This is a genomic window from Tardiphaga sp. 862_B3_N4_1 (assembly GCF_051811085.1).
Lineage (GTDB): Bacteria > Pseudomonadota > Alphaproteobacteria > Rhizobiales > Xanthobacteraceae > Tardiphaga > Tardiphaga robiniae.
Window position 1 is genome coordinate 59276 of the sequence record NZ_JBPWQB010000001.1, and the last position, 25447, is coordinate 84722.

Annotated in this window: 25 protein-coding genes; 9 read left to right on the forward strand and 16 right to left on the reverse strand. The window is 62.7% G+C overall.

Annotation, left to right across the window (positions count from 1 at the left end; all coding sequences use genetic code 11):
- Window positions 1-2 precede the first annotated feature (2 nt).
- Genes AB8B02_RS00245 through AB8B02_RS00265 form a run of 5 tightly spaced genes read right to left on the reverse strand, consistent with a single transcriptional unit; the run spans window position 3 to window position 4458 of the window.
- Window positions 3-719: a branched-chain amino acid ABC transporter ATP-binding protein gene (locus AB8B02_RS00245; protein ID WP_165826864.1), complete on the reverse strand. Its 717-nt coding sequence runs from the start codon at window positions 717-719 to the stop codon at window positions 3-5.
- A gap of 7 nt (window positions 720-726) precedes the next feature.
- Window positions 727-1488 (reverse strand): ABC transporter ATP-binding protein, encoded by a 762-nt coding sequence (locus tag AB8B02_RS00250; RefSeq protein WP_439062786.1) that lies wholly within the window; start codon window positions 1486-1488, stop codon window positions 727-729.
- Window positions 1481-2431 carry a branched-chain amino acid ABC transporter permease gene (locus tag AB8B02_RS00255; RefSeq protein WP_439062787.1) on the reverse strand — a complete coding sequence of 317 codons (951 nt, stop codon included), beginning with the start codon at window positions 2429-2431 and terminating at the stop codon, window positions 1481-1483. The genes AB8B02_RS00250 and AB8B02_RS00255 overlap by 8 nt, the downstream gene beginning before the upstream one ends.
- Window positions 2428-3294, reverse strand: coding sequence for a branched-chain amino acid ABC transporter permease (locus AB8B02_RS00260; protein WP_439062788.1), 867 nt, complete (start codon window positions 3292-3294; stop codon window positions 2428-2430). Before AB8B02_RS00260 ends, AB8B02_RS00255 begins: the two co-directional genes overlap by 4 nt.
- A gap of 27 nt (window positions 3295-3321) precedes the next feature.
- The gene (locus tag AB8B02_RS00265; RefSeq protein WP_439062789.1) at window positions 3322-4458 is read right to left on the reverse strand and encodes an amino acid ABC transporter substrate-binding protein; all 1137 of its coding nucleotides are present in this window, start codon (window positions 4456-4458) and stop codon (window positions 3322-3324) included.
- Window positions 4459-4697: 239 nt separating this feature from the next.
- Between AB8B02_RS00265 and AB8B02_RS00270 the strand changes: the two genes are divergently transcribed.
- A complete protein-coding gene (locus AB8B02_RS00270) occupies window positions 4698-5603 on the forward strand; it encodes a LysR family transcriptional regulator (RefSeq protein ID WP_089265324.1) in 906 nt (301 codons plus the stop codon).
- An 8-nt stretch (window positions 5604-5611) separates the two neighbouring features.
- Here the strand turns inward: AB8B02_RS00270 and hutX are convergent, their stop codons facing one another.
- The 3 genes from hutX to AB8B02_RS00285 all read right to left on the reverse strand — a co-directional run bounded on the left by hutX (window position 5612) and on the right by AB8B02_RS00285 (window position 8969).
- On the reverse strand, window positions 5612-6118 hold the full coding sequence (gene hutX, locus AB8B02_RS00275) for a heme utilization cystosolic carrier protein HutX (RefSeq protein ID WP_231079775.1): 507 nt from the start codon (window positions 6116-6118) through the stop codon (window positions 5612-5614).
- A gap of 47 nt (window positions 6119-6165) precedes the next feature.
- Window positions 6166-6504, reverse strand: coding sequence for an antibiotic biosynthesis monooxygenase family protein (locus AB8B02_RS00280; RefSeq protein WP_068735293.1), 339 nt, complete (start codon window positions 6502-6504; stop codon window positions 6166-6168).
- A gap of 98 nt (window positions 6505-6602) precedes the next feature.
- On the reverse strand, window positions 6603-8969 hold the full coding sequence (locus AB8B02_RS00285; RefSeq protein ID WP_439062790.1) for a TonB-dependent hemoglobin/transferrin/lactoferrin family receptor: 2367 nt from the start codon (window positions 8967-8969) through the stop codon (window positions 6603-6605).
- Between the two features lie 270 nt (window positions 8970-9239).
- Between AB8B02_RS00285 and hemP the strand changes: the two genes are divergently transcribed.
- The 7 genes from hemP (at window position 9240) to AB8B02_RS00320 (ending at window position 15647) form a co-directional block, all read left to right on the forward strand.
- A complete protein-coding gene (hemP, locus tag AB8B02_RS00290; protein WP_068735289.1) occupies window positions 9240-9434 on the forward strand; it encodes a hemin uptake protein HemP in 195 nt (64 codons plus the stop codon).
- Complete coding sequence (locus AB8B02_RS00295) at window positions 9431-10411, forward strand: heme/hemin ABC transporter substrate-binding protein (protein ID WP_439062791.1); 981 nt, start codon at window positions 9431-9433, stop codon at window positions 10409-10411. The genes hemP and AB8B02_RS00295 overlap by 4 nt, the downstream gene beginning before the upstream one ends.
- 1 nt (window position 10412) lies before the next feature.
- Window positions 10413-11510, forward strand: a complete 1098-nt coding sequence (locus AB8B02_RS00300; protein ID WP_093756741.1) for a FecCD family ABC transporter permease — start codon at window positions 10413-10415, stop codon at window positions 11508-11510.
- Window positions 11511-11515: 5 nt separating this feature from the next.
- Entirely contained in the window at window positions 11516-12337 is an 822-nt protein-coding gene (locus AB8B02_RS00305; RefSeq protein ID WP_439062792.1) for a heme ABC transporter ATP-binding protein, read from the forward strand.
- Between the two features lie 144 nt (window positions 12338-12481).
- Window positions 12482-12847 carry a response regulator gene (locus tag AB8B02_RS00310; protein WP_089265330.1) on the forward strand — a complete coding sequence of 122 codons (366 nt, stop codon included), beginning with the start codon at window positions 12482-12484 and terminating at the stop codon, window positions 12845-12847.
- A gap of 115 nt (window positions 12848-12962) precedes the next feature.
- Entirely contained in the window at window positions 12963-14252 is a 1290-nt protein-coding gene (locus AB8B02_RS00315) for an amidohydrolase family protein (protein WP_439062793.1), read from the forward strand.
- Between the two features lie 36 nt (window positions 14253-14288).
- Window positions 14289-15647, forward strand: coding sequence for an FAD/NAD(P)-binding protein (locus AB8B02_RS00320; RefSeq protein ID WP_439062794.1), 1359 nt, complete (start codon window positions 14289-14291; stop codon window positions 15645-15647).
- Here the strand turns inward: AB8B02_RS00320 and AB8B02_RS00325 are convergent.
- Genes AB8B02_RS00325 through AB8B02_RS00355 form a run of 7 tightly spaced genes read right to left on the reverse strand, consistent with a single transcriptional unit; the run spans window position 15644 to window position 23025 of the window.
- Window positions 15644-16417 carry an ABC transporter permease gene (locus tag AB8B02_RS00325; protein ID WP_439062795.1) on the reverse strand — a complete coding sequence of 258 codons (774 nt, stop codon included), beginning with the start codon at window positions 16415-16417 and terminating at the stop codon, window positions 15644-15646. The two genes, AB8B02_RS00320 and AB8B02_RS00325, sit on opposite strands and share 4 nt — an antisense overlap.
- Window positions 16414-17232, reverse strand: a complete 819-nt coding sequence (locus AB8B02_RS00330; protein WP_439062796.1) for an ABC transporter ATP-binding protein — start codon at window positions 17230-17232, stop codon at window positions 16414-16416. Before AB8B02_RS00330 ends, AB8B02_RS00325 begins: the two co-directional genes overlap by 4 nt.
- A gap of 34 nt (window positions 17233-17266) precedes the next feature.
- Window positions 17267-18295, reverse strand: coding sequence for an ABC transporter substrate-binding protein (locus tag AB8B02_RS00335; protein ID WP_439062797.1), 1029 nt, complete (start codon window positions 18293-18295; stop codon window positions 17267-17269).
- 52 nt (window positions 18296-18347) lie between these two features.
- The gene (locus tag AB8B02_RS00340; protein ID WP_439062798.1) at window positions 18348-19352 is read right to left on the reverse strand and encodes an amidohydrolase family protein; all 1005 of its coding nucleotides are present in this window, start codon (window positions 19350-19352) and stop codon (window positions 18348-18350) included.
- Window positions 19353-19361: 9 nt separating this feature from the next.
- A complete protein-coding gene (locus tag AB8B02_RS00345; protein WP_439062799.1) occupies window positions 19362-21656 on the reverse strand; it encodes a xanthine dehydrogenase family protein molybdopterin-binding subunit in 2295 nt (764 codons plus the stop codon).
- Complete coding sequence (locus AB8B02_RS00350) at window positions 21653-22150, reverse strand: (2Fe-2S)-binding protein (RefSeq protein WP_175368366.1); 498 nt, start codon at window positions 22148-22150, stop codon at window positions 21653-21655. Before AB8B02_RS00350 ends, AB8B02_RS00345 begins: the two co-directional genes overlap by 4 nt.
- A complete protein-coding gene (locus AB8B02_RS00355; protein ID WP_175368365.1) occupies window positions 22147-23025 on the reverse strand; it encodes an FAD binding domain-containing protein in 879 nt (292 codons plus the stop codon). The genes AB8B02_RS00350 and AB8B02_RS00355 overlap by 4 nt, the downstream gene beginning before the upstream one ends.
- Before the next feature lie 141 nt (window positions 23026-23166).
- Between AB8B02_RS00355 and AB8B02_RS00360 the strand changes: the two genes are divergently transcribed.
- On the forward strand, window positions 23167-23973 hold the full coding sequence (locus AB8B02_RS00360; RefSeq protein ID WP_170849559.1) for an IclR family transcriptional regulator: 807 nt from the start codon (window positions 23167-23169) through the stop codon (window positions 23971-23973).
- A gap of 22 nt (window positions 23974-23995) precedes the next feature.
- Here AB8B02_RS00360 and AB8B02_RS00365 read toward each other — a convergent pair whose 3' ends face one another.
- Window positions 23996-25447, reverse strand: coding sequence for an aldehyde dehydrogenase (locus AB8B02_RS00365; RefSeq protein ID WP_231079763.1), 1452 nt, complete (start codon window positions 25445-25447; stop codon window positions 23996-23998).

A 25447-nucleotide genomic window follows, 5' to 3' on the forward strand; every position in this document is an offset into this window, starting at 1 on the left:
AGTCAGTCTTCGAGGACGCCGAGATAGGCGTCGCGGATGATCGGATCGGCCAGCAATTCCGCGCCCTGCCCGGTGCGCACGATGCGGCCCATATCCATGATGTAGGCGTGATGGCAGAGATCGAGCGCCGTGGTGACGTCCTGCTCGACCAGCAGGATCGACATGCCTTCGCTGTTGAGCTGCCGCAGTGCTGCGACGAGCTGCTCGACCAGCAGCGGCGACAGGCCGAGCGAGAGTTCGTCGATCATCAGAAGACGCGGCGCGCTCATCAGCCCGCGGCCGATGGCGCACATCTGTTGTTCGCCGCCGGAGAGCGTAGCCGCGGCCTGATTGCGGCGCTCGCGGAGCTTCGGAAAGGTCGTGTAAACCCGATCGAGATCGCGATTGAGCTCGGTACGGCTGACGCTGCGCGAATAGGCGCCCATCAGCAGATTGTCCTCAATGCTCATGGCGCCGAACAGACGGCGCCCTTCCGGCACATGGACGATGCCATGGGCCAGCATCTGCGCCGCCGTCGCCTTCGACAGATCGACGCCTTCGGAGACATATTTGCCTGATGTCAGCGGGATCAGCCCGGACAGCGCACGCATCAGCGTGGTCTTGCCGGCGCCGTTGGAGCCGATCAGCGCAGTGATCTCGCCGGAACGCACCACCATGTCGATGCCCCACAGCACCTGGATTTCGCCGTAACCGGCGCAGACCCCATTCAGTTCGAGCATCGGATGATCAGCCACGGGCGGCGTTCCGTTGTGCATATTGCTGGCCCAGATAGGCATCGACGACGGCGGGATCCTTGATGATGTCGCGCGGCGCACCGTCAGCAATCAGCCGTCCGTTATGCAGCACCGCGATGCGGGTGCAGACATTGAGCACGACCTTCATCAGATGTTCGATCATCACGATGGTGATGCCATCGGCCGCGAGCTGGTGAATGAGCTTGGTGGCGCGCTCGACTTCGGCGCTGTTGAGGCCGGCATTGACCTCGTCGAGGAACAGCAGCTTCGGCTTCATCGCCAAAGCCTTGGCCAGCTCCAGCCGCTTGCGCATGGCCAGTGTCAGCGTCGCCGCGGATTGATCAGCCTGCGCGTCGAGGCCTACGAATGCGAGATGCGCGCGGGCAGCCTCGCGGGCCGACTTCAGGCTCTCGCCCGGTTGCGAGAACAAGGCGGCAGCAGCGACATTGTCGAGCGCCGAAAACTCCGCAAAGGGCTGCACGATCTGGAAGGTGCGCGACAGCCCGAGCCGCGCCGATTGATAAGTCTTGATCCGCGTGATGTCGCGGCCATCGAAGGTGACGACACCGGACGACGCCGGTGTCACGCCGCAGATGGTGTTGACCAGCGTGGTCTTGCCGGCGCCGTTCGGGCCGATCAGGCCGACCACCTCACCCTTGTTCACCGACAGCGACACGTCGCTCAGAGCTTTCAAGCCGCTGAAGTGACGCGAGACGTTGCTGAGATGCAGGATTTCGTGACGGATCTCAGACATGTTTTGCCTTTCGTCCGAACAGCCCGCGCCAGATCTTGCCGGCATGGAGCGAGACCAACCCATGCGGCAGGAACAGCAGCAGCAGGATGATGAGGACGCCCAGCACGCCCGAATGGATCTGGATGTAATTGCGCCAGACCACTTCCTCGAGGCCGAGATAGACGAAGGCGCCGCAGACCACGCCAAGCGGCGATCCGAGCCCGCCCATCAGCGCCATCACGATCGGCTTCACCGAATAGAGAATGTCGAACACGTCGGACGGATCGATATAGTGCACCCAGGCCGCATAGAGCCCGCCGGCGGCGCCGACGAAACACGCAGACAGGCCGAAAGCCACGGCCTTGTAGAGCGTGGAATTGAGACCGACCATATTCGAGGCCGTCTCGTTCTGCCGGATGCAGTTGAGGCCGAAACCGAGCTTCGACATCGACACCGCGATGACGACGAGCGCGGTGATCAGCAGCAATCCCCACATGGCGTAAAAGAAGAACGTCGCGTCGGACAGCACGCTGGAGCCGGACACCAGCGGGATATTCAGGCCCATGCCGCCGCCGGTGAGGTCGGTGGCATTGTTGACGAGTTCGCGGAACACTTCGACCAGCGAGAGGCTGGCGATGGCGAAGTAATGCCCGCGGAGGCGAAGCAGCACCGCGCCGAGAGCCGCAGCAAGCAACAGGCACAATACCAGCGAACCCAGCAGCGACAGTGTCAGCGGCACGCCCTTGTTCATGAGAATGCCGGTCGTATAGGCACCGAGCCCGAAGAAGGCCGCCGTCGCGAAGGACGGATAGCCGGCAAAGCCACCGACGATGTTCCATGACAGCGCGAAGATCGCATACATGCAGGCCATGGTGCCGAGACGCAGCGCATACGCGTCGCCGAACAGCGGCAGCGATGCTACGCCGGCAATGAGAACGAGAAGCGCGATATTGGTCCGGGTCATTCAAAACCCTTTCGGCCGAGCAAGCCCTGCGGCCTGACCACAAGGAAAATGATGAGCAGGACGAAAGACAGCGTCACCGCATGGGCCGGACCGAGATAGACCGAGCCGACGCCTTCAACGAGCGCCAGCAGCAAGCCGCCTGCGAGTGCCCCGGAAACGCTGCCGAGGCCGCCGAGGACGCAGACCACGAAAGCCTTGCCGAGATAGGCCGACGAGGTCAGCGGCGAGATCGGGAAGATCAGCGCCATCAGCACACCGGCGCAACCGGCCAATGCAGCACCGAGACCGAAGGCGATGGCGTAGATCGATTTGACGTCGACGCCCATCAGTACGGCGGCATCGCGGTCGAGCCGGACCGCAACGATGGCGCGGCCGACTTTCGAGCGACGCAGCAGCAGATAGAGCAGAAAGGTCAGCGCCAGCGCCGAGCCGGTCGCGATCAGGCGATCGACAGGGACGACGACGTCGAAGATCGAGATCGATCCCGTGGGCGGATTGAGGGTCAGCTTCCGGTAGTCGGCCTTGAAGTAATAGATCATCGCATTGTTCAGGATCAGATCGAGCCCGAAGGTCAGCGTCAGCGTCACCAGCACCGGCGCGGTGATGACGCGGTTGAGCAGCAGCCGTTGCAGCAGGTAGCCGAACACGAAGAAGGCCGGCGCCGCAATCAGCAGCGCATACCACGGCGACAGGCCGAGCGAATTATAGGCCCCCCAGGCCAGATAGGCGCCAAGCACGATGAACGAGCCGTGGATCAGGTTGATGACGTTGAGCACGCCCCAGACCAGCGAGAAACCGATCGCGATACAGGCATAGAGACACCCGAGCACGAGTGCATTGATCAGGACCTGGATGGCCAGCATATCGTTTCCCCGCCGGTCAGCCGTGGCTCAGTTCACGCCGAGCTTGAACTCGCCCTGCTTGATTGCATCCGGGAATAGCACCACCGGCTTGCCGGCCTGGATCTGGAAGACCGGAGGTTCGAGCGAGTTGATCTGGCCGTTGGCGCCGAATTTCACCGGGCCCCAGAAGGTCACGACGTCCATCTTGGCGAGTTCGTCACGCACCTTGTCGCGATCCAGCGAACCGGCCTTTTCGATGGCCATCTGGAACAGCGCGCCGCAGACCGCAGCCGAGGCGTGAGCATAATCGGGCTCGAGCTTGTACTTGTCCTTGAACAGCTTCACGAAGTTGGCCGTGGTGCCGAAAATGTCCTTGCCGTTGTACTGTTCGGCCGGATGCCACCACGAAGCGCTGGAGATGTTCTCGGCGCTCGCCCCGGCGGATTCGATGAATTCCTGATAGGCCGGACCGGCGATCATGGTCACGACATTGGCCTTCATCTGCTGATCGACCATCTGCTTGCGGATCAGCAAGAGGTCGTTGGTGTAGCCGGTGACGAACACCCATTGCGGATTCAACGACTTGATCTGCGAGAGGGTTGCGGAGTGATCGAGGGTGTTGATGGCGTATTTTTCGAAATAGACGACTTCGAGACCGTTGGCCTTGGCGGACTTCTCCATTTCCTGCGCGATGGCCAGCGGGAACAGATCGTTACGCGCCAGAATGGCGACCTTCTTGACGTCGGCAGCCTTGGCCTTGACGAGCTGCGTCAGCGGCGTGGTCAGCGTGTCGTTCGGGGTGAAGGTGCCGAACAGATACTTGTAGTTCTGGTCATAGACCTGGGATGACGACGCCGTCGCGGCCAGCATCGGCACCTTGTATTTCTCAGCGATCGTGCTGGCGGCCTTGGCGGCGCCCGAGCCGAACGGGCCGAACATGAAGTTCACCTTGTCCTGGGTGATCATCTGTTCGGTGGTCTGCACCGAGCGCGGCGTGTTGGACTGATAGTCCGAATAGACGATCTCGACCTTGTACTTCTTGCCGCCGACATCGATGCCGCCGGCCTTGTTGGCCTGCTCGGCCCAGAGGTCATAGCCCTGCTGCTGCTTCACGGCTTCCGGCGCCAGCGGCCCGGTGATCGGCAGCGGCGCGCCGAAGCGGATCACATCCTGCGCCGAAGCCATTGAGGAGGTTGCTCCCAAACCGGCCGCAGCCAGCAGGAGGGACGCGGAAAAAGCCGAGACAGCAAGCCGGGGATGAAACATCCAAATTCTCCATCGATGACGGGACCGTGACCTGATCAAAACTCTGTCAAATTTAGATTTCGAATAAAAGCATTGAATTTCGATGTGAGAGGTCTGAAAATCAGAACGCTAGTCAGGTCCTGCCATCGCGCTGGGCAGCCAGCCGCGAGGGACTGACCATGATCGAATCCACCGCCATTCGCTATTTTCGCGTCGTTACCGAGTCCGGATCGATCAAACAGGCCGCCGCAGCGCTCCGCATCGCCCCCTCCGCCATCAGCCGGCAGGTGCAGGGGCTGGAAGAAGAGCTTGCGGTCAAGCTGTTCGAGCGCGGCGCGCGCGGCATGAACCTGACCGATGCCGGCCACGTGCTCTATCGCTATGCAGTCGAGAACCGCAGCCAGCTCGACGGGCTGCGCAGCCAGGTCGAGGAATTCGCATCGCTGCGCCGCGGCCAGGTGAAGATCGCCACCGTCGAAGGCATGCTGTCGAGCTTCCTGCCCAACTCCTTCGTTGACCTGTCGCAGCAATATCCGGGGATCGCGCTATCTGTCACCGCCGTGGGCGCTCGCGATGTGGTCGAGATGGTCAGCCAGAACGAGGTCGATCTCGGCCTGATCTTCGGCCGTGCGCCACGACGCGATCTGATCGAACTCGGACGCATGCGACAACCGGTCTGCCTGATCGTCGCGCCCACGCATCCGCTGGCCGGCCAGAACTCATACGCGATGAAGGATCTCGCAGGGTTGCGCGTGATCCTTCCGGATCCATCGTTCGGCATTCGTCAAGAACTCGACAAGTCCTGCGCACAGGCCAGTGTGCGGCTGGAAATGTGTAGCGAGACCAACTCGCTGGCCTTCACCCAGACCGTCGCTGCCCGCACCGATCTTGCGACCTTCCTGCCGATGGTCTCAGCGACGGCGGCGATCAATGCCGGCACACTCGTCGCGATCCCGCCGCGCGACCGCAGACTCGAGTCAACACAGGTGACGCTGGTGCAGTCGGCCGCACGCATGGCATCGCCCTCAACGCGACTGGTCGCCGAGATGCTGGTGGCGCAGATGAAGGATAATGAGGAAGGGTAGACGCGCGATCAGGCAGCGAGCTTTCCAGCCAGCGCGCGGAAACGCTCGAGCTGATCCTGCTTCAGCGCGCGGGTCTCGTCGCGGCCGACGAAGACCTTGAACATCACGCCACCATCGACATTGAGAAAAGCGACGAAAGCCGACGACTTGCCCATGAACGGGCGCTCGACGAAAGCCACGCCGCCGCAGCGCTCATGGCGCAGATGGCCATGCAGCCCCTTCGGCTGTGTCAGATTGTAGTAGCCATGACCGATGGCGCCCGGCGACAGCGGTGCAGTGGTCTCGAAGATGCCGTCCTCGGTGTGAACGATCAGCGTCACCTCGCCCCACTCGGCGATATCCGTCATCGCCGTGACGAACGCATCGGCGCCGCCACCGATGGTCACCATCCCCTCGGGCAGCGCTTCCAGCACGGCACGCGGCGTGACGCCCCGCTCGCGCGCAACAGTCTCGATCACGGCGCCGGGATTCTCCGCCATATAGGTCTTCAGCGCGGCGAGATCCGTATTCAGCATGAGATGGCTCCGTGATCGATCATTGGTGTGAGACGCAGTGCCTGCAATCAGGCCGCAGCGCTCTTGCGGCGCTCGGACTGGATCACTTCGAAACCCTCGAACTTGGGGTGACCGAGATAGAGGCTGGCGCCTTCCGACTTATTGTCCGCGCGGGCATGCGCCTTGCGGAACTGCTCGGACTTGGTCCAGCCCTCGAAGTCTGCCTTGCTGGCCCAGACCGTATGCGACGAATACAGCGTGTGATCCTCAGCCACCGGCCCCTTCAGCAGGCTGAACTCGATGAAGCCCGGCAATTCCGAGAGATAGGATTCGCGGGTCGCCCAGATGTTTTCGAAAGCGGCTTCGGATCCGGTTTTGACCTGAAAGCGGTTCATGGCGATGAACATGGATGTCTTTCCTTTCGTGACGTCGAGAACCTATCATAACCGAAATCGCGCCCGGACATGAGCGCGATTCCTTGGAGGCTGGTGGATGCAGATGGCGATTATGCGCCGCCGAAATGCACCTTGATGCCACCCTTGTAAACGATGCCCGGACCAGGGGCGGTCCACAACGCGTCGTTCTGCGTTGTGCCATCGCTGGTCGACCCGGGAATAGCATAGGGGCGGTAATACTGGTTCAGGATATTGTCGACCCCGAAATTCAAGGTGATGTCCTGCGTCGGTTGATAGGCGACGTAGAGATTGACGAGATCGTAGGAGGTCGATGGCACGTATCCGGCCGGAAGGTCGGTATTGGCCGCGACCGAAGCCCACTGAGCCGAGATTGTCAGCTTGCGATCGAGCAGGCGGACGCCACCGGTGGTCGTGACCTTGCGCGGCTGGATTGTCGCCAGACCAACATTGGTCTGGGTGTTCTTGCCGCTTTGAACCGTCGCGCCGACGCCCAGGAACCAAAGGCCCGCGTCATAGGCCGTCTCGGCCTCGAAGCCTTCGATCTTCGCATTGGCAATGTTTTGGTACTGATAGAAGTTGCTGTTGAGGATGGTGCCAGGACGCCCCATGAATACATAGTTGACGAGAACTGGCGTAGAGGCGACGAGGTCGATGTAGTCATCAACGTCGTTGCGGAAGAAGTTAAACTTGGCGCGGAAACTGTCGCCAGACGTAAAGACGTCGTTGTATTTCAGATTGATGCCGACTTCCTTGTTCTTGCCGACTTCTGCCCGGAGGTTCGGGTTCGGCAAGAAGCAGAACAGGCCAGCGGTACCATCAGCACAGGTGACGAAAGTCGGTCCGCCGCCGGAAGCGTGGCCACCTGCAATGAGCGTTTCACTGATGGATGGTGCACGATAACCCTCCGCATAGCTCACATAGGGCGTAAAGCCCGCTACCGGCGTCACGCCGAGTGTGATCTTGGGCGACAGGCGGTCACCGCTGGATGAAACATTGTTAACACCCACGGCTGTCCCGCTTGAATTGAGCTCATAGTGGTCATAACGCAGCGCGCCTATGACTTCGAGCCAACTCGAATAGTTGGTCTTTAGCTGGACGAAGCCGCCGGAGACTGTGCGCTCGCCGCTCGGCGTGGTGATGTTGGAGTTTCCGCGCGAGTCGAATGTTTTCACCTTGTCGTTGAAGACGTCGAAGCCATAGGTCACAGCATTGCGCCACTCACCGATATTGAAGCGAGACGTGTTGTTGACGTCGACGCCGAACGTATCCAGCAAGTAGCCGCGCTGATCGCCAACGCAACCAGAAATGTTGTTACCGGCACTACCAGCACCGCAGAGCGCGGTGCCGGCCGTCGAATAGTGGTAGGTCTTGGTCTGGTCGTTGTCGACGCGATTGCCGTAAAGCGAGACATTGAAATCGAACAGCATGTCCTCCGGACGCGCGTATTTCCACGTCACCGTACCGGTATAGTTCTTTGCATTGGAGGCATAGACGGACGAGCCCTGATTCAGAGCGATCAAGGCCGGCGTTGTAGTTGGACCACGATTCAACTGACCAATCGTGTAGCTGTAGTCCTGGAACAGGCCGCCGAACTTCACCTCATGGCCGTCGGCCGGGCGAACCGTAACTTTCATCAGGCCCGCAGCGATGTCGTTGCCTGTATTGCCGATCTCGGTACCGGCGCCATCCTTGTAGTTGCCCTGGGTGCGATAGACCGCACCGCCGAACACATCGACCGTCGGATCGACACGCACGCCGCCGAACACGGAGCCGAGACCGCGACTGTTGTTGGAGCCGTAGGTGCCGCTCATATCCACGCCCCAGCGCTCGCCGGGTCGCAGGACGTCATTGATGTCCTTGGTGCGGAACGAGGCGACGCCGCCGATGGCACCAGAGCCGTAAATATTGGCAGTCGGGCCGCGGGTGATATCGATGCCGCCGATCAGCTCGGGATCGAGAAAGAACGAGCCATTCGCATTGTGACCGGAGCGCTGATAGTTCTGGCGAGCGCCGTCAACGACAACGGCGACACGTCCGAAATCCTGCAAGCCGCGGATATTGATCGCCGTGGACGGATCATCGCCACGATCCTGCATCCAGACACCGGGGACATTGTAGAAAAGCTGGCTCAGCCGGCTCGGCTGCTGCAGCTGGATCTGCTCCTGCGTCACGACGCTGACGGGCGCCAGCGCATCGATGGCGCGCTCCTGGGTCTTCGAAGCCGTCACCGTGATTTCATCGAGTGACTGGCCGCTGCGGCTGGCCTGCGCATTGGCGTTAGCCACCTGCGCTGGCACGGCCGCCGGCTTGGCGGCTGCACGCTTCTTCTTGGCGGGTTTCGGCTTTTGCGGCTGCACGTCGCCTGCCTGCACGGCGGCCTGTGCCAAGGCGGTCTCGGAGACCAACGCCCCCATTGATACGATCGACACACCCAACAACAAGGCGCGCGTAGTCATGCCCCCAAGAGCCATAGCCTAATCCCCAAACACAAATTTCAACGGATCGTGGCTGGCTGGCGCTGCACGAGGCAGTGAGCTTGCTGGCTCTCGAATGCGACTCGGGGACCCCTGCCACCAAGTTGCCATTTTCGATTACGGTTCATTAACGGGGGGGTCAAGCAATCCCCGCCCTGTTTATACTGATTATAGACTGCAGTGCTTGGCGATGAGGTGCGACAAAACCTATAACGATGACAGAGACTTTTACGGATGGGATAGATCGGCGCTATGGATACGGGTTCTCACGACGGCAGCGCTGCCGCTCACGCCAAATCCTCAGCCGGACGCAATGTGGTCATAAATGGCGACCGGATGGACAGCAAGGAACTGTTCGCGGATCAGCGTGAGTTGCTGATTACGCATGGCGACGAGACTTATCGCCTGCGCCTGACATTCCAGAATAAACTGATCCTCACCAAATGATCACCGGCCTCCCTGTTCGACGTCATCGCATCGCACATGCGCTGCAATGTGTAGTGCTTGCCAGCACGCTGGTACTGTCAGCCGCGGCCGCGGCGGAAGACGCCGTTGTGCGCGACGCACGCGGACGCGACGTCACCATCGGCCACCCGACCCGCATCGTCTCAATCGGCGGCGCGGTGACCGAAATCCTTTATGCCCTCGGCGCTGACGACCGTATCGTCGCCGTCGATACGACCAGCCTTTATCCGCCGAAGGCCATGGCCGACAAACCCAATGTCGGTTACATGCGGCAACTCTCTGCGGAAGGCGTATTGGGGCTGAATCCGCAACTGGTACTGGCGATTGCGGGCTCCGGCCCAAAGGAAACCATCGACGTCATCGACGCCGCCAAGATTCCGCTCATCATGGTGCCGGATACGTTCACCGAAGCCGGCATGGTGGAGAAGATCCGGCTGATCGCCAAGGTCGCGGGTGTCGAGGCACGCGGCGAATGTCTCGCCAACGCCGTGGCCGGCGATCTTGCCGCGCTGCGTGAATTGCGCGCCAAGGTGAAGACCCCGCCACGGGTGATGTTCGTGATGTCCTTCCTCGATGGCCGCGCCATGGTCGCAGGCCAGAAGACGGCAGCCAACGAGATCATCAAACTGGCCGGCGGTGTGAATGTCGCGGACAGCTTCGACGGCTACAAGATCATGAGCGATGAAGCCATCGCCGCAGCCAAGCCGGATACCATGCTCTCGATGGAGCGCGGCAAGGATACGCTGCAGGCCGACACCGTGTTTGCCAGCCCGGCATTCGCACTGACGCCGGCCGCGAAGACCAGGAGCCTGGTCGCCATGGATGGCCTCTATCTGCTCGGCTTCGGTCCGCGCACGGCCGCCGCCGCACGCGACCTCGCCGTCAAGCTCGACCCGGCGCTGTCGTCCGAGGCTGCAACGTTCAAGCCCGTCTCGCTCGCCGTCAACTGCCGCCAATAAGATGAGCGCTGCCGACGCCAAGCTGACTGCGTTTGTCAGAACGACCGGTCGGGTGCGTCGCCCTGCCACCGTTATCGTGTTGTGCGGCCTGCTCGCGGCACTGCTGCTGACGGTGCTGCTTGCCGCCACCGTGGGTGCCGCCGGTATCCCACTGTCCCGCCTGCCCGCAGCACTTGGCCTCGCGGCCGCCGATCCCGGCAATCAATTTGCCGCGCGCGATCAGCTGATCCTGTGGTCGATCCGGATTCCGCGCATTGCCATCGCCGCCATGATCGGCGGCATGCTGGGCGCCGCCGGCGCGATTATGCAGGGCCTGTTTCGCAATCCCCTCGCCGATCCGGCGCTGGTGGGCGTCTCCAGCGGCGGCGCATTTGCAGCAGCCGGCGCCATCGTCATCAGTGACAGCCGCTTTGCGCATTATGTGCTTTTTCTGCAGCCCTTCCTGCTGCCGCTGGCCGCCTTCATCGGCTCGCTGCTGACGACCATCATTCTGTACCGGATTTCCAGCCGCAGCGGGCGCACCTCCATCGCGCTGTTCCTGCTCGCCGGCATTGCCATCGCCGCGATCGCCAATGCGGGCATCGGCCTTCTGGTGTTCATCGCCGACGACCGGCAATTGCGCGACATCACGTTTTGGCTGCTCGGCTCGCTCAGCGGCGCCACCTGGAGCAAGGCGGCAACGATTGCACCTATGCTGGCGCTGGGCCTGATCGGGATGCTGTTCACCAGCCGCGGCCTCGACGTGCTGATCCTCGGTGAGTCCGAGGCCTTCCATTCCGGCGTCGATGTCGAGCGCCTCAAGCGCATCTGCATTGTGCTGGTGTCGGTCATGACCGGCGCGGCGGTGTCTGTCTGCGGCGTGATCGGCTTCGTCGGCATCGTCGTGCCACACCTGCTACGGCTGATGATTGGACCGGGTCATCGGTTGTTGCTGCCGGCATCCGTCGGTCTCGGCGCGAGCCTGCTGGTCGGCGCCGACACGCTCGCCCGCACCATCGTGGCGCCGGCCGAGATGCCCATCGGTATCCTGACCGCCGCCGTGGGCGCGCCGATCTTCCTGCTGATCCTGCTGCGCCAGCGCGGGCTGGTGGGGCTGTGACGCCGATGGCCGACGCGCCCATCCTCACAGCATCCGGCCTGTCGCTGACCATTGGCCAGGCCACGCTGCTCAATCATGTCGATCTCGCCATCACCAGCGGCGAGATGGTCGCCATCGTCGGCCCCAACGGCGCCGGCAAGTCGACACTGCTACGCTTGCTGTCGGCCGATCTGCGTGCGTCGCGCGGCGCCATCACGCTCAAAGGCCGCGACCTCCACGCCTGGTCGCCCGCCGAACTGGCGATGCGGCGCGCGATGCTGTCGCAACATGTCAGTGTGAGCTTTCCATTCACGGTCGAGGAAGTCGTGCAGATGGGTCGGGGCAACCTGCCGCTGGCTTCTGCGCAATCGCTCGTCAATGCGGCCATCGACGAAGTGGGCCTTGGCGACTTCCGTCATCGCGAATTGCCAACGCTCTCCGGCGGCGAGCAACAGCGCGCGCATTTCGCGCGCATCCTCGTGCAGCTCGCCTGCGGCGAAGCTGCCCATGGTCCAGGCATCCTGCTACTCGACGAGCCCACATCATCGCTCGATCTGCGTCACCAGATCGAACTCGTCGAAATTTCGCGGCAGCGCGCGCGCAACGGCACGGCCGTGATCGCAGTGCTGCACGATCTCAATCTCGCAGTTCGGTTTGCAGACCGCATCATCGTGATGCGCAACGGCGCCGTTGCAGCCGAAGGAACGCCTGCGGAAACGATCACCAGCGATGTCATTCGCCGCGTGTTCGATATCGACGTCGCCGTTGCACGAACGGACGATGGCGCGCCCTATCTGCTGCCGCAGATGATGCAACAGATTGCGAACTCGACTTCTATTACGGGTTGACTGCTAATTTATCAGGCGCATCTACATGCCTACTCATGCAGGTGCGCTCGCAACATTGTTGCTCACGGGAACTCACTTTTATCTGAACCCCTGATGAACTCACGCATTGCCCTCCTGTCGCAACCAAACCACGGAGGCTCCCCCATGGGTTATGCACACAGGTCGACAGCGCTGGTGGTCGAGAACGACGAAGCACAACGCACACTGGTCAGCCTGCTGCTCGAAGAGAGCGAGATGAACGTCATCGAATGCGAAAGCGCGGAGGCGGCCGTACTGGTGCTGGAAGAATCCGGCGACAATGTTGCGATGGTCTTCACCGACGTGGAACTCGCGGGCATGATGGACGGCATCGAGCTCGCTTATCTCGCCAAGCAACGATACCCCGATATGCATGTGATCGTGACCTCAGGTGCGCCTCGCGTGCGTCGGCTGCCCGACGGCACACTGTTCATGGCCAAGCCATGGAGCCCGATCGATCTGCTCCGCGCCGCACAACAATCGTTTCACTGATACAGGTCAAATCGGCCCGCGCGGACCGGCGGATGCCGCCCGCGTGGGACCGTCTTGCATTGCTGCAGCGCAACGGAGATAATTCGGCGATCACACCTGCAGCAGCAAGGGTTTCATGCCGTTCGACCTCCTCATTCGCAACGCCACGCTTCCCGACGGCCGCATGGGCCAGGATATCGCCATTGAATCGGGCCGTATCGTCGCGGTGCAGCCCAATCTGGCGGGAGAGGCCGGACGTGCGATCGATGCCGCCGGGCACCTGGTCTCGCCGCCATTCGTCGACATCCACTTTCACATGGATGCGACGCTATCGCTCGGCCTGCCGCGCCTGAATGTGTCGGGTACCCTGCTCGAGGGCATCGCGCTGTGGGGCGAATTGAAGCCACACCTCACTTATGAGGCCCTGATCGAACGCGCGCTGCGCTATTGCGACCTCGCGGTGGCACAGGGCCTGCTCGCGGTGCGTACCCATGTGGATATCTGCGACGACCGGCTGCTGGCTGTCGATGCGCTGCTCGACGTCAAGAAGCAGGTCGCGCCCTATCTCGATCTCGAACTGGTGGCGTTTCCGCAGGACGGCTATTTCCGCTCGCCCACGGCTGCGCAAAATCTTGCGCGCGCGCTCGACAAGGGGGTCAGCATCGTCGGCGGCATTCCACATTTCGAGCGCACCATGGCCGATGGCGCCGCATCGGTGAAGGCATTGTGCGAGATCGCCGCTGCGCGCGGACTGCGCGTCGACATGCATTGCGACGAAAGCGACGACCCGCTCTCGCGCCATATCGAGACCCTCGCCTATGAGACCCAGCGTCTCGGATTGCAGGACCGCGTCGCCGGCTCTCATCTGACGTCGATGCATTCGATGGACAATTACTATGTCTCGAAGCTGCTGCCGCTGATCGCGGAGGCCGGCGTCGCTGCGATCGCCAACCCGCTGATCAACATCGTGCTGCAGGGGCGCCACGACAGTTACCCCAAGCGCCGCGGCCAGACCCGCGTGCCCGAGATGCGGCCCTACGGTATTAACGTGGCCTTCGGCCAGGACTGCTGCATGGACCCGTGGTACTCGCTGGGCTCGGCGGACATGCTGGAAGTCGCGCATATGGGCCTGCATGTCGGGCAGATGACCAGCCGCGACGCGATGCGTTTCTGCTTCGACACCGTTACGACCAATCCAGCAAAGATCATGGGGCTCGACGGCTACGGCCTCGATGTCGGCTGCAATGGCGACCTCGTGCTGCTGCAGGCGCGCGATCCCATCGAGGCGATCCGGCTGAAGGCGACGCGGCTTGCGGTCGTGCGCCGCGGCAAGGTGATCGCCGAGACGCCCGCACGGATCGGCCGGCTCGCACTCGACAGCCGCCCGGCATCGGTCGATCCGGCCGCCTACGCGCCGCCGACCTGATATCTTCGACATCCTTTCCTCGCATCGTCCGGCAGCATGACATCAGCCTCCCCCCATTCTCTGCGCGTTGCCGTTATCGGCGGCGGCGTGGCCGGCGCATTCGCCGGCATCATTCTGGCCAGACTGCCGCAGATCGGGCCGATCACCGTGCTGGATCGCGATGGCGCCTTCGGGCGCGGGCTTGCCTATTCCGCGAAAGCCAAGTGGCACCGCATCAACGTCCCAGCCTCAAAGATGGGCGGACTCGGCGCCGACGATAACGGCTTCGTCGAATGGTTGACGGAGACGGGCCAGGCGGACTGGCCGGACTATTCAACCTCCTTCGTGCCTCGCCGGGTCTATGGCGACTACATCTCCACGAAGTTCAACGAATTGACGGGCAGCGGACGCGTAACGCCGCGGCAGGATGTGGCTCTGAGTGTGACGCGACAGGGCGATGGTTATCGCGTTGCGACGGCATCGGGTGCGATCATGGACGCCGATCTGGTGTTCCTCTGTCTTGGCAACCAGCCGCCGTCGCCATTTCCCGGCATCGAGGCATCGCCGCGCTCGATCACCAATGTCTGGGCGCCGGGCGCGCTCGATCCGATCGGCAACGACGATCGCGTGCTGGTCATCGGCACCGGCGCCACTGCCGTCGATATGGTGATCGATCTCGTTCATCGCGGCATGCGCGCGCCCATCACGATGGTCTCGCGGCGCGGGTTGCTGCCGCTGATCGACGTGCCGGCGCAGACCGATCCCGATCCGATGACATCGTTCCCGAATCCCACCGCACGGGGGCTTCTGGCGGCATTGCTCAGGGACACCCGCCGCAAGGTTGCCGCGGGCATTCCATGGCAGACGATGGTCGACACGTTTCGATTGTCCATCGGTGAAATCTACAGGAATGCCTCTGAGGCCGAACGTGCCCGCTTCGCGCGGCATCTGCGCGCGATCTGGATGGTGCATCGGCATCGGCTGGCGCCCGACGTCGCCGAACTGCTGGAGCAGTTGCAGCGAGACAAGCAGCTCGATGTGATCGCGGGTCGCATCACCAGTGCAGTTGCGACACCGTCGGGGCGTGACGTCACTATCCGCAAGCGCGGACACGGCGAGACGGTCAACCTCGCCACCAACTGGATCCTGAACTGTACCGGCCCCGAAGAGCGCTATGATCGCCTCGACGATCCGCTCATCAAGTCGCTGCTTGCGACCGGACAGGTACGGACCGGCTTCAACGGCCTCGGCCTCGATGTCGCCCCAACCTGCGAGCTGCGTGACAGCGCCGGTCATGTCCAACCCGGCTTTTATGCCATCGGCCCGGCGACACGCGGCGCGTTCTGGGAAGTGACTGCGGCATCCAATATTCGGCGGCAGTTGCTGGCCGTGAGCGAGCAGTTGAAGACGCTCTAGCCCTTCCGCCACGGCACGATGGCGCGCTCCAGCGCGTCGAAGCCGGCATTCATCACGAAGCCGATAATCGCAATGACAAACAGGCCGACATACATGGTCTGGACATCGAACAACTCCCACGCATTCCAGATCATGTAACCCAGCCCCTGTTTGGCGCCGACCATTTCGGCGATGGCGATCAGCACGAGGCCCATGCCCGCGCCGAGCTTGATGCCGGTCATGATCAGCGGCAATGCGCCGGGCAGCGCCACGGTGCGAAACATGTTGAAGCGGCTGGCGCCAAAATTGCGGCCGACATCGAGGAAGATCGGTGCGATCTGTCGCACGCCGGCCGCCGTATTGATGACCACCGGATAGAACACGCCGATCGCGACCATGGCGATCTTCGAGCTTTCACCGAGACCGAGGATCAAGAGGATCAGCGGCAGCAGGGAGCTCTTCGGAATTGGATAGGTCGCGGAGATCAGGGGATCGAAGGCCGCACGTATCGGCCGATAGAGGCCGATAGCGAGTCCGATCACGATGGCCGGCACGCAGCCGACGACAAAACCGGCAGCGAGGCGATAGAGGCTAGCTCCCACATGACGCCACAGTGCGCCGGAGGAAGCGAGTTCGAACAGATGCCCAATGATGTTAGAGGGCGCCGGAAAGAACCTGACATCCACGATGCCGGTGCGGGCGCAGATTTCCCATAGGCCCAGTAGCACCAGCGGCGAGAGGATGCTGATGGCGCGCTCGCTCCACAGTGCGCCGGTGCGGGCCGCGCTCATGCCTTGCTCCCCGGTTCGCGGCTGCGCGCGCGATCGACCTCTTCGCGCAGCTGCGCCCAGATGTCATAGACCAGTTCGCCGTAAGCCGGGGTATGCCGGAGCTCGACGACATTGCGCGGCCGCGGCAGATCCACTGGCACGATGGTCTTGATGCGGCCGGGGCCAGCCGTCATCACCATGATGCGGTCGCCCAGCGTCACAGCTTCATCGACACTATGGGTGATGAAGACCACGGTCTTGCGGGTCTCTTCCCAGATCCGCAGCAGCTCTTCATGCAGCAATGTCTTGTTCTGTTCGTCGAGCGCCGAAAACGGCTCGTCCATCAGCAGGATATCGGGATCGTTGGCAAAGGCGCGCGCGATGGAGACGCGCTGGCGCATGCCGCCGGACAGCTGATGCGGATAGAGCGTCCGCGCGCCATACATGCCGGTCTTGTTCAGATAGTGCCCGACCACGTCATCGATGCGCGCCTTCGGAACATTGCGCATCGTCAGGCCATAGGCCGCGTTGTCCCAGACGGTCATCCAGGGAAACAACGAGTCCCCCTGGAACACCATGGCGTTCTGCGGATGGCCGGGCTGCGGATTGGCGATGTCGATCCGGCCCTCCGATGGCGCATCCAGCCCGGCAAGCATGCGCAGCAAGGTCGTCTTGCCGCAGCCGCTCGGGCCGACCACCACGAAAAAGGTGCTGGTCGGGATATCGAGCGTGATCCGGTCCAGCGCCAGCCGTGCATCGTGACGCTTGGTGACGTCGCGCAGGCTGATCTTCGGCGCGGGCGCTGGCCCGCTGTCCCCGATTGCTGCTGTCGACATCTGCACCGTCATCGCCACACTTCTCTTCACCGTTTCACTTGGGCCGTGCGAACGGCCCCAGGACTGGCTTCAGTGCATCGACATAGGACATGTCGACGACCTTGGCGGCCTCGATGTCGCTGGTGACCAGCCCGCGCGACTTGAAATAGGCAAGATCGGTCTCGACGCTGGGAAGATTGATCTGACCGTCGGGATCGATGAACACCGGCACGATCTGATGCAGCAGCGCCGTGTCCTTGATGCCCGTCATCTCGGCAATGTCCTTGATCATGTCCTCGGCGCCGGGACCCGCGATCTTGCCGTCCTTGAGGGTCGCGGCATAGGCGCGCACCCCGCGCAGATAGGCCTTGAGAAACGCCGTGACCGTCTTGCGGTCCTCGGCGAACTTGCCATTGATCAGCAGCATCGCCGTCTGTTGCACTGGATAGAAATCGTCGAGGCCGGTGAAGCGCACAGCGACATTGTTGCGCACCATCGCCGTCACGCCCGGCTCCGCCGAAATCGCCGCGTCGATCGCCTTGTTGGCGAAGGCGGTGAGATGCTGCGGGAACGGAAGGAAGACCTTTTCGATATCCTCGTCCTTCAAACCGGCCTTTTTCAGCGCCTGATTGATGACCGACTCATCGGCCGCGCCATTGGCGATGATCGCGACCTTCTTGCCCTTGAGATCCGCAAGCGACTTGAACGCGCCTGACTCGATCAGATCCTTGCGCACCATCAGCGCCTTGTAGCTATAGCCCGCGATATTGGTGCCCTTGTCCGCCACCATCTTCAGCTTGAGACCGCGATTGACGGCATTATAGAGCCCGGCGGAGGCCGCGCCTGCCGATGCGTCGAGATCGCCTGCGCCGAGCGGCGCAACCATCTTGGCGCCGGAGTCGAACGGGATCAGTTCAACCTTGATACCCTCTTCCTTGAAGTAGCCGCGCTTCTCGGCAAGGAACAGGCCGATATCCGACGACAGATTGGTCGTCCCCACCTTGACCGTCTTCATCTCCTGGGCGTTCGCAAGACCCAGCATCGACATCGCAACACCGGCGGCAACAAGCAGACGTTTCAGCATGATCGGTCCTCTTTATCTCGCATGAAGATGATACGGCAGAACGCACCGCAGCTCAGGGCAAGCGTGGAAACAGACGCCTCGGATTGGTTTCGGTAATCAGTTCGATATCGGCAGCGGAAAAGCCCGCAGCCTTGACGCTGGCGAGGGGATCGCGATCCGCCGGCGGGAAGGACTCGTCAGTACCGAGCGCCACACGTTCGATGCCCACGGTATCGGCGAGGAAACGCAACGCTTTCGGCGCATGCACGATGCTGTCATAGCCGATGCGCGATGCGTAGACCGACGGGTCGCATTGCGCGACATCGCCCTGTCCCGCGCGATCCATCCGCGCATGCATCACATCGAAACGACCCAGCAGATAAGGAAATGTGCCGCCGCCATGGCTGAGGACGATCGAGAGCGCCGGGAAGCGATCGAGCACACCCGAGAAGATGATCGAACCAATGCCGAGCGTGGTGTCGAATGTGTATTGCGCGATCTGCGTCAGGGCGAACTTCGCGGCGCGCGGCGCGGCATCCACCAGCACGGGATGCAGGATGACTGGCAGTCCCAACGCTTCCGCCTTGGCCCAGAACGAATCGAGCGGCCTCTCTCCGATATTGACGCCTTCGATATTGGCCGGGACCATCACCGCGACCGCCCCGAGATCCACGGCGCGATCGAGTTCAGCAGCAGCGTCGACAGCATCGACCAGCGGCACCGATGCGACAAAGGAAAAGCGGTCGTTGTTCGTATGGCACCACTCGCCCAGCGTATCGTTGAGCATGCGGTGCCAATGCGCGCAGGCATCTTTCGCCAGACCGTAGCCGTAGATATCCGGCCATGTGGCGACCAGTTGCCGGTCGAGACCCTGGCGGTCGAGGCTGGCACGGCGTTGTTCAACCGGCTCGACCAGTTGCGGGAAGAACGGCCGAACCCTGAAACCATAATCGAAGCCAAGGGCCGGCGGCTTGCCATTCCCGGCCGGCAGCAGCCTCACGCCGCAATAGGCGCCACGGCCATCGATGGCGGACAGCAGCTGCGGCGGCACATAATGGGCATGGATATCGATCGGCACAATCAGTCCCTATGCGGCATTGGTCGTGCGCTCGCGCGCATTCTTGATGAGGCGCCACAGACGCGGCGGCGTCAGCGGCAAGTGATGAATCTCGACATTGAGCGGCGCCAGCGCTGCTGCCACCGCATTGGCCGTCGCCGCGGCCACAGCAACGATACCGCCCTCGCCCGCGCCCTTGGCACCCAGCGGATTGCTCGGCGACGGCTGCAGCTCCAGCGTCACCGCGCGCAGCACCGGAAAGTCGCTCGCGGTCGGCACCAGATAATCGGCCAGAGAAGCGTTCAAGAGCTGTCCCTGATCGTCATAGATCAGATGATCGAGGAAAACGCCACCCAGTCCCTGCACGATGGCGCCGATCGCCTGTCCGTGCACGATGGCCGGATTGATGGCGCGACCGACATCTTCGACCGCGATGTAATCGAGAACTTTCACCGCGCCCGTGCGTGGATCGACAGTGACATGCGCCGCATGGGTGCCGTAGCTATAGGTGCGCACATCGTTGGCGAATGTGCCGTCTGCCCGCAATTGGCGCCCGGCTGCGAGCGCCGCAAACGACACCGACGCGCCGTTATCGGCGATGACGTTCGCACTAATGATCTTCAACTCGCTGTTCGGCCTGCCCAAGTGATTGGACGCCTGCTGCAGGATCTTCTCGCGGAGCCGGGTGGCGGCGTCGAGCACGGCCGAACCGCCCATCACCACCGCACGCGAATGATAGGTGCCAAAGCCCTCATCCAGCAGCGTGGTCGAGCCGTGCAGCACACGGATGCGGTCGAACGGGATCGACAGCGTATCCGATGCGATCTGGCCGAGCACCGTCTCCAATCCCTGCCCCAGCACGGACGATCCCACGGCAACCGTCAACGAGCCGTCCTTCTCAAGGGTGAGCTCGGCGTTCTCCTTCGGGCCGGCACCGCCGCTTTCGACGAAACAGCCGAGCCCGATGCCATGACGTACGCCATCGACCAATTTACCCTGCAGATGACGTTTCTCGTGCCAGCCTATCTCCTTCAAGGCACACTCGAAGACCTCGACATAGTCGCCGGTGTCGTAGGAGGTCGGCCCCTCATAGGGCACGAGCCCATCGATCGGATAAGGCAATTCCTGTTCGGTGATCAGGTTCTTGCGCCGGAATTCGGCGACGTCGATGCCGAGATCCATGGCGGCCATGTCGATCAGCCGCTCGCGAAAGAAATTCGCCTCGAAGCGGCCCGGCCCGCGATAGGTGCCGACCGGCGTCTTGCTGGTCATGAAAGCTTCGACAGAGACGCTGACATGGGGAATGCGGTAAGGGCCGGGCAGAAACTGCGCCGCCTTGGCCGGCACCACGCCGCCATTGGTGCGGATATAGGCGCCCATATCGGCGAATACCTGGCCGCGCAAACCCAGCATCATTCCGTCGCTGCGGCAGGCGAGCGACAATTCGCAAGCGATGTCGCGTGAGTGATTGATCGCCATCAGATGTTCGCGGCGATCCTCGATCCATTTGACCGGGCGTGCCACTTTGCGGGCAGCGAAGGGGATCAGGAAATCCTCGGGATAGAATTCGCCGCGCACGCCGAAGCCGCCACCGACATCGATCTCGATCAGATCGATATCATCCTCGCGAAGGCCCAGCATCTGCGCCAGCGCGCGGCGGTTATAGAACGTAACCTTTGTCGCGCCTGTGACGACGAGCCGACCGGCCGATGAATTCCATTCTGCGAGGAGGCCCCGCGTCTCCATGGGCAGCGCCGTATGGCGCTGCACGCTGAAGCGCTCGGTGCGCACATAGTCCGCCGACGCGAAGGCCGCATCGGCATCGCCAAACCCGGCATCGTAGCGCAGCGCAACGTTATCTTCGGCGAAGTCGAACAGCGGGGTTTCACTTGCGCCGCGCTCAGTGACTGCGGACAGCGCTTCAAATTCGATGCCGATCCTCTCCAGCGCATCCTCGGCCAGTGCGCGGCTGTCGGCGATCACGACAGCGATGGGCTCACCGACATAGCGCACCTTGTCGCTTGCGATGACGGGCTGGCGGAATGGCTCGAATTCGGGCAGCGGCGCCAGGCGCAGCGGGATGATGGGGATGGTGTCGCTGATGTCGCGAGCCGTGATCACGGCATGAATGCCCGGCATCGCTAGTGCCGCCGATGCATCGATGGCGACAATCCGCGCATGCGCGATCGGGCTGCGCAGGATCGCCGCATGCAGCATGCCCTCGACGGCGAGATCGTCAGCGAAATTGCCGGATCCCGACAGGAAGCGCGCATCCTCCATGCGCTCGACTGCGCTACCGACCAGGAGCTTGGCGACATCGCTCATTGCGCCGCCTCGCATTGCACGTCGCGATAGGCAATACGGGCTTCCATGATCGCCGCGATGATCGGCAGATAACCGGTGCAGCGACATAGGTTTCCGGAAATCACCTCGCGGATGCGGTCCTCGTCCGCATGCGGCTCTTCGGTCAGCAATGCATGCGCCGTCGTGAGAATACCGGCAGTGCAGAAGCCGCACTGCAAAGCGTGATGCTTGCGGAACGCAAGCTGCAACGCACTGAGATGTGCGGCGCTGCCAAGACCCTCGACGGTGGTTATCTCGCGTCCTTCTGCCTGCGCCGCCAGCACCAGGCAGCCGCGCACTGCGGCGCCATCGACGATGACCGTGCAGGCACCGCAGACACCGTGCTCGCAACCCAGATGCGTGCCGGTCAGGCGGAGCTCGTTGCGCAGCGCATCCGCCAGCGTGGTGCGAGGTTCGACTGTGACGGTCGCCGCGGCACCGTTGACGGTGAAATGGACGGGACGGGCCGACGTCATGCGGCCTCCGGCAGAGTGATATTGGCTGCGCGCGCCAGCGCCCGCTCCAGCAACACGCCGAGAAGATCGCGGCGATAGGCGGCTTCCGCGTGGATATCATCGGCGGGATCGACCGCATCCCGTGCGACAGCCGCGGCCTGCAAAATCACGTCGGCATCGATCCGACGACCATCGAGGATGGCCTCGACACCGGGCAGCCGCATCGGACGATCGGCAACGCCGATCACCCCGATATGCGCATTATGCGCCAGGCCCTGCGCGTCGATGTCGTAGAATGCGGCAACACCCGCCAGCGCAAAATCTCCGCGGCGGCGTGCGAGTTCCTCGAAGGCCCAGCGCCGCGCCTTCTTCCAGAGCGGCAGACGTATGCTGGTCAAGATTTCGTCGGCCCCCAGAACCGTGCTGAGGCCGCCGGTGAGGAACTCGTTTGCGCTCAAGATGCGGGTCCCGGTCGATCCGACGATCGTCAGCATCGCATCGCAGGTCACCGCAATGCCCGGCATTTCGGCGGCCGGATCGGCATGGGCCATGCTCCCGCCGACGGTGCCGCGGTTACGGACCTGGTAATGCGCGACATGGGCGATGGCCGCCGCCAGTAGCGGATGCGCCTGTGCGAGCTGCGCATCGCGCTCGATATCCCGCCAGGTCACGAGGGCCCCAATGTCGATGCCCTCAGCGGAAATACTGATACTTTTGAGATCTGGCAGCCGTCCGATATCGACCAGCACGCTTGGCGCCGCCAGCCGGAAAGCAAGCATCGGCATCAGGCTCTGCCCACCCGCGATCACCTTGGCATTGCCGCCATGAACCGCGAGCGCGGCGATCGCCTCGGGCAGCGTAGCAGGGCAAATATAGTCCAGCGGCGGAAGCTTCATGGGCTGATTTGCTACTTCTCAATTGCTGAGAACACTATCTTATCTTATAAGAAGGCACGCGCACGGCAATGTTTGTTGGTGCGCAAATGATATCCACATGCTGCCGTTTCCATTGGCAAGCATTACCGAATGGAGGTTCCGTTGGCCATCAAGAGAGCCGCAACTGCGTCGAAACGCGTCGACCAGACGGACCGTCCTGCTGCTGCAGATGGCAGTTCGCGAAAGATACTTCGCGCCTTGCTGGCCTTCTCCACCGATCGTCCGAGGCATTCCGCAGAAAGCCTGTCTGAACAGATCGGGGTGCCACTGTCGTCGACCTATCGGTACATTGGCATCTTGCGCGAAGCCGACCTCATCGACGAAGACGGCCGCGGCTCGTTCGTGCTCGCGCCACGCGTCATCGGCCTGGCTCAGGCGGCCCGCGCCGGCACCGACCTTGCCTCCATTGCGCGCCCCTTCATGAAGCGCGTCTCTCAGGAGGTCGGAGAAACCATCATCCTGCTGCGCCGCTCGGCCGATCGCGCCGTGTGTATCGAGCGCGCCGAATCGTCGTCACGCATTCGCCTGACCTTCGAGGTTGGAACGGCCTTGCCGCTGCACCGCGGTGCCGGACCGAAAATGCTGCTCGCGCATATGCCCGAAGCTGAATGCGAGACAATCCTCGACGACGCCGTTCGGCGCGATCCCGGCTTCGCACCCCATCGCAGGCTGCTGGTGCGCGAGCTCGCCGTGATCCGCGAGCAGGGATGGTCGGAGTCGCGCGCGGAAATCACACCGCATGTTTATGCCGTCTCCGTTCCCGTCCGCGATTCCGGTGGCGTGATCGCCGCAATCTCTTTCGTGACGCCGGCATTCCGCACGCCGAAAGCCAGCCAGATCAGGTTGCGCGAGCATCTGCAGCACGCAGCTGCAGATATCAGCAAGGCCTACGCTGCCGTCAGCTTCTGACGGCCGCGTGTAACGGACACGATCAGATCGGATAGTGCTGCGGGCCGGTCTCGATGGTGATCCAGCGCAGTTCGGTGAATTCGGCAATGCCGGCCTTGCCGCCGAACCGACCGTAGCCCGACGCCTTCACCCCGCCGAACGGCATCTGCGCCTCGTCATGCACGGTCGCGCCGTTAATGTGGCAAATGCCGGACTCGATCCGCTTGGCGACTTCCAGCGCCCGGGCGATATCGCGGCCGAACACCGCCGCCGATAGTCCGTATTCGGTATCGTTGGCAACGCGCACGGCTTCGTTCACGCCATCGACGCGCACGACACTCACGATCGGCCCGAATGACTCCTCATTGTAGATCCGCATCGTCGAGGTAACGTGATCGAGTACTGTAGCCGACATCAGCGTGCCATCGACGCTGCCACCCGCCACAACACGGGCACCCTTGCCCACGGCGTCCTTGATCAGCGCCTGCATGCGACCCGCAGCATCCCTGCCGATCAGTGAACCGAGCGGTGTATCGCCCTTGCGCGGATCGCCGGCGACTAGGCTACCCGCCTTGGCCGCGAGCTTAGCCACGAAGGTGTCGGCAATCTTCTGATCGACAACAAGCCGCTCGGTGGACATGCAGATCTGCCCCTGGTTCATGAATGCTCCAAAGGCCGCGGCCGCCACCGCTGCATCGAGATCAGCATCGTCGAGCACCACCAGCGGCGCCTTGCCGCCGAGTTCAAGCAGCACTGGCTTGAGATATTTGGCGGCGGTCTCTGCGATGATGCGGCCGACGCGGGTCGAACCGGTAAAGTTGATCCGGCGCACGGCGGGATGCGAGATCAGTGCATCGATCAGCGCGGGCGCATCTTCCGGCGCGTTGGTGATCACATTAAGTACGCCAGGCGGCAGACCGGCCTCGCGCAGGCACTCGCCGATCAACCGATGTGTGCCCGGGCAGATTTCCGATGCCTTCAGGATTACCGTATTGCCGCAGGCCAGCGGCAACGCCACAGCCCGCACGCCCAGAATGACCGGCGCATTCCACGGCGCGATGCTGAGCACGACGCCCGCGGGCTGGCGGATCGCCATCGAGATGCAGCCGGGCTTGTCCGATGGAATGACCTCGCCGGAAATCTGCGTCGTCATCGATGCCGCTTCGCGCAGCATGTTGGAGGCGAGATGAACATTGAAGCCGGCCCAGCCGGCAGTCGCGCCGGTTTCCGACGCCATCAAGGCAATGAAATCAGGCGCCTTGCTGGCAAGGATATCGGCCGCCTTCAGCAGGACGGCGCGGCGTGCGCCCGGGCCGGTCGCCGACCACGCAGGGAAAGCAGCGGCGGCAGCATCGGCAGCGCGCTTGGCATCGGCGATTTGGGCTGCCGCGGCGCGCGAGGCGATATCGCCGGTCATCGGATTGAGACGATCGAATGTCGCGCCGTCGATGGCCTGCACATCCTGGTTCTCGAGCAGCAGATTGATCTGGTTCAT

Bases quoted from the DNA above. Each gene is read 5' to 3' on its own strand.
- AB8B02_RS00245 (WP_165826864.1), bottom strand. From the start codon at position 719: ATGCTCGAACTGAATGGGGTCTGCGCCGGTTACGGCGAAATCCAGGTG.
- AB8B02_RS00250 (WP_439062786.1), bottom strand. From the start codon at position 1,488: ATGTCTGAGATCCGTCACGAAATCCTGCATCTCAGCAACGTCTCGCGT.
- AB8B02_RS00255 (WP_439062787.1), bottom strand. From the start codon at position 2,431: ATGACCCGGACCAATATCGCGCTTCTCGTTCTCATTGCCGGCGTAGCA.
- AB8B02_RS00260 (WP_439062788.1), bottom strand. From the start codon at position 3,294: ATGCTGGCCATCCAGGTCCTGATCAATGCACTCGTGCTCGGGTGTCTC.
- AB8B02_RS00265 (WP_439062789.1), bottom strand. From the start codon at position 4,458: ATGGCTTCGGCGCAGGATGTGATCCGCTTCGGCGCGCCGCTGCCGATC.
- AB8B02_RS00270 (WP_089265324.1), top strand. From the start codon at position 4,698: ATGATCGAATCCACCGCCATTCGCTATTTTCGCGTCGTTACCGAGTCC.
- hutX (WP_231079775.1), bottom strand. From the start codon at position 6,118: ATGCTGAATACGGATCTCGCCGCGCTGAAGACCTATATGGCGGAGAAT.
- AB8B02_RS00280 (WP_068735293.1), bottom strand. From the start codon at position 6,504: ATGTTCATCGCCATGAACCGCTTTCAGGTCAAAACCGGATCCGAAGCC.
- AB8B02_RS00285 (WP_439062790.1), bottom strand. From the start codon at position 8,969: ATGACTACGCGCGCCTTGTTGTTGGGTGTGTCGATCGTATCAATGGGG.
- hemP (WP_068735289.1), top strand. From the start codon at position 9,240: ATGGATACGGGTTCTCACGACGGCAGCGCTGCCGCTCACGCCAAATCC.
- AB8B02_RS00295 (WP_439062791.1), top strand. From the start codon at position 9,431: ATGATCACCGGCCTCCCTGTTCGACGTCATCGCATCGCACATGCGCTG.
- AB8B02_RS00300 (WP_093756741.1), top strand. From the start codon at position 10,413: ATGAGCGCTGCCGACGCCAAGCTGACTGCGTTTGTCAGAACGACCGGT.
- AB8B02_RS00305 (WP_439062792.1), top strand. From the start codon at position 11,516: ATGGCCGACGCGCCCATCCTCACAGCATCCGGCCTGTCGCTGACCATT.
- AB8B02_RS00310 (WP_089265330.1), top strand. From the start codon at position 12,482: ATGGGTTATGCACACAGGTCGACAGCGCTGGTGGTCGAGAACGACGAA.
- AB8B02_RS00315 (WP_439062793.1), top strand. From the start codon at position 12,963: ATGCCGTTCGACCTCCTCATTCGCAACGCCACGCTTCCCGACGGCCGC.
- AB8B02_RS00320 (WP_439062794.1), top strand. From the start codon at position 14,289: ATGACATCAGCCTCCCCCCATTCTCTGCGCGTTGCCGTTATCGGCGGC.
- AB8B02_RS00325 (WP_439062795.1), bottom strand. From the start codon at position 16,417: ATGAGCGCGGCCCGCACCGGCGCACTGTGGAGCGAGCGCGCCATCAGC.
- AB8B02_RS00330 (WP_439062796.1), bottom strand. From the start codon at position 17,232: ATGTCGACAGCAGCAATCGGGGACAGCGGGCCAGCGCCCGCGCCGAAG.
- AB8B02_RS00335 (WP_439062797.1), bottom strand. From the start codon at position 18,295: ATGCTGAAACGTCTGCTTGTTGCCGCCGGTGTTGCGATGTCGATGCTG.
- AB8B02_RS00345 (WP_439062799.1), bottom strand. From the start codon at position 21,656: ATGAGCGATGTCGCCAAGCTCCTGGTCGGTAGCGCAGTCGAGCGCATG.
- AB8B02_RS00350 (WP_175368366.1), bottom strand. From the start codon at position 22,150: ATGACGTCGGCCCGTCCCGTCCATTTCACCGTCAACGGTGCCGCGGCG.
- AB8B02_RS00355 (WP_175368365.1), bottom strand. From the start codon at position 23,025: ATGAAGCTTCCGCCGCTGGACTATATTTGCCCTGCTACGCTGCCCGAG.
- AB8B02_RS00365 (WP_231079763.1), bottom strand. From the start codon at position 25,447: ATGAACCAGATCAATCTGCTGCTCGAGAACCAGGATGTGCAGGCCATC.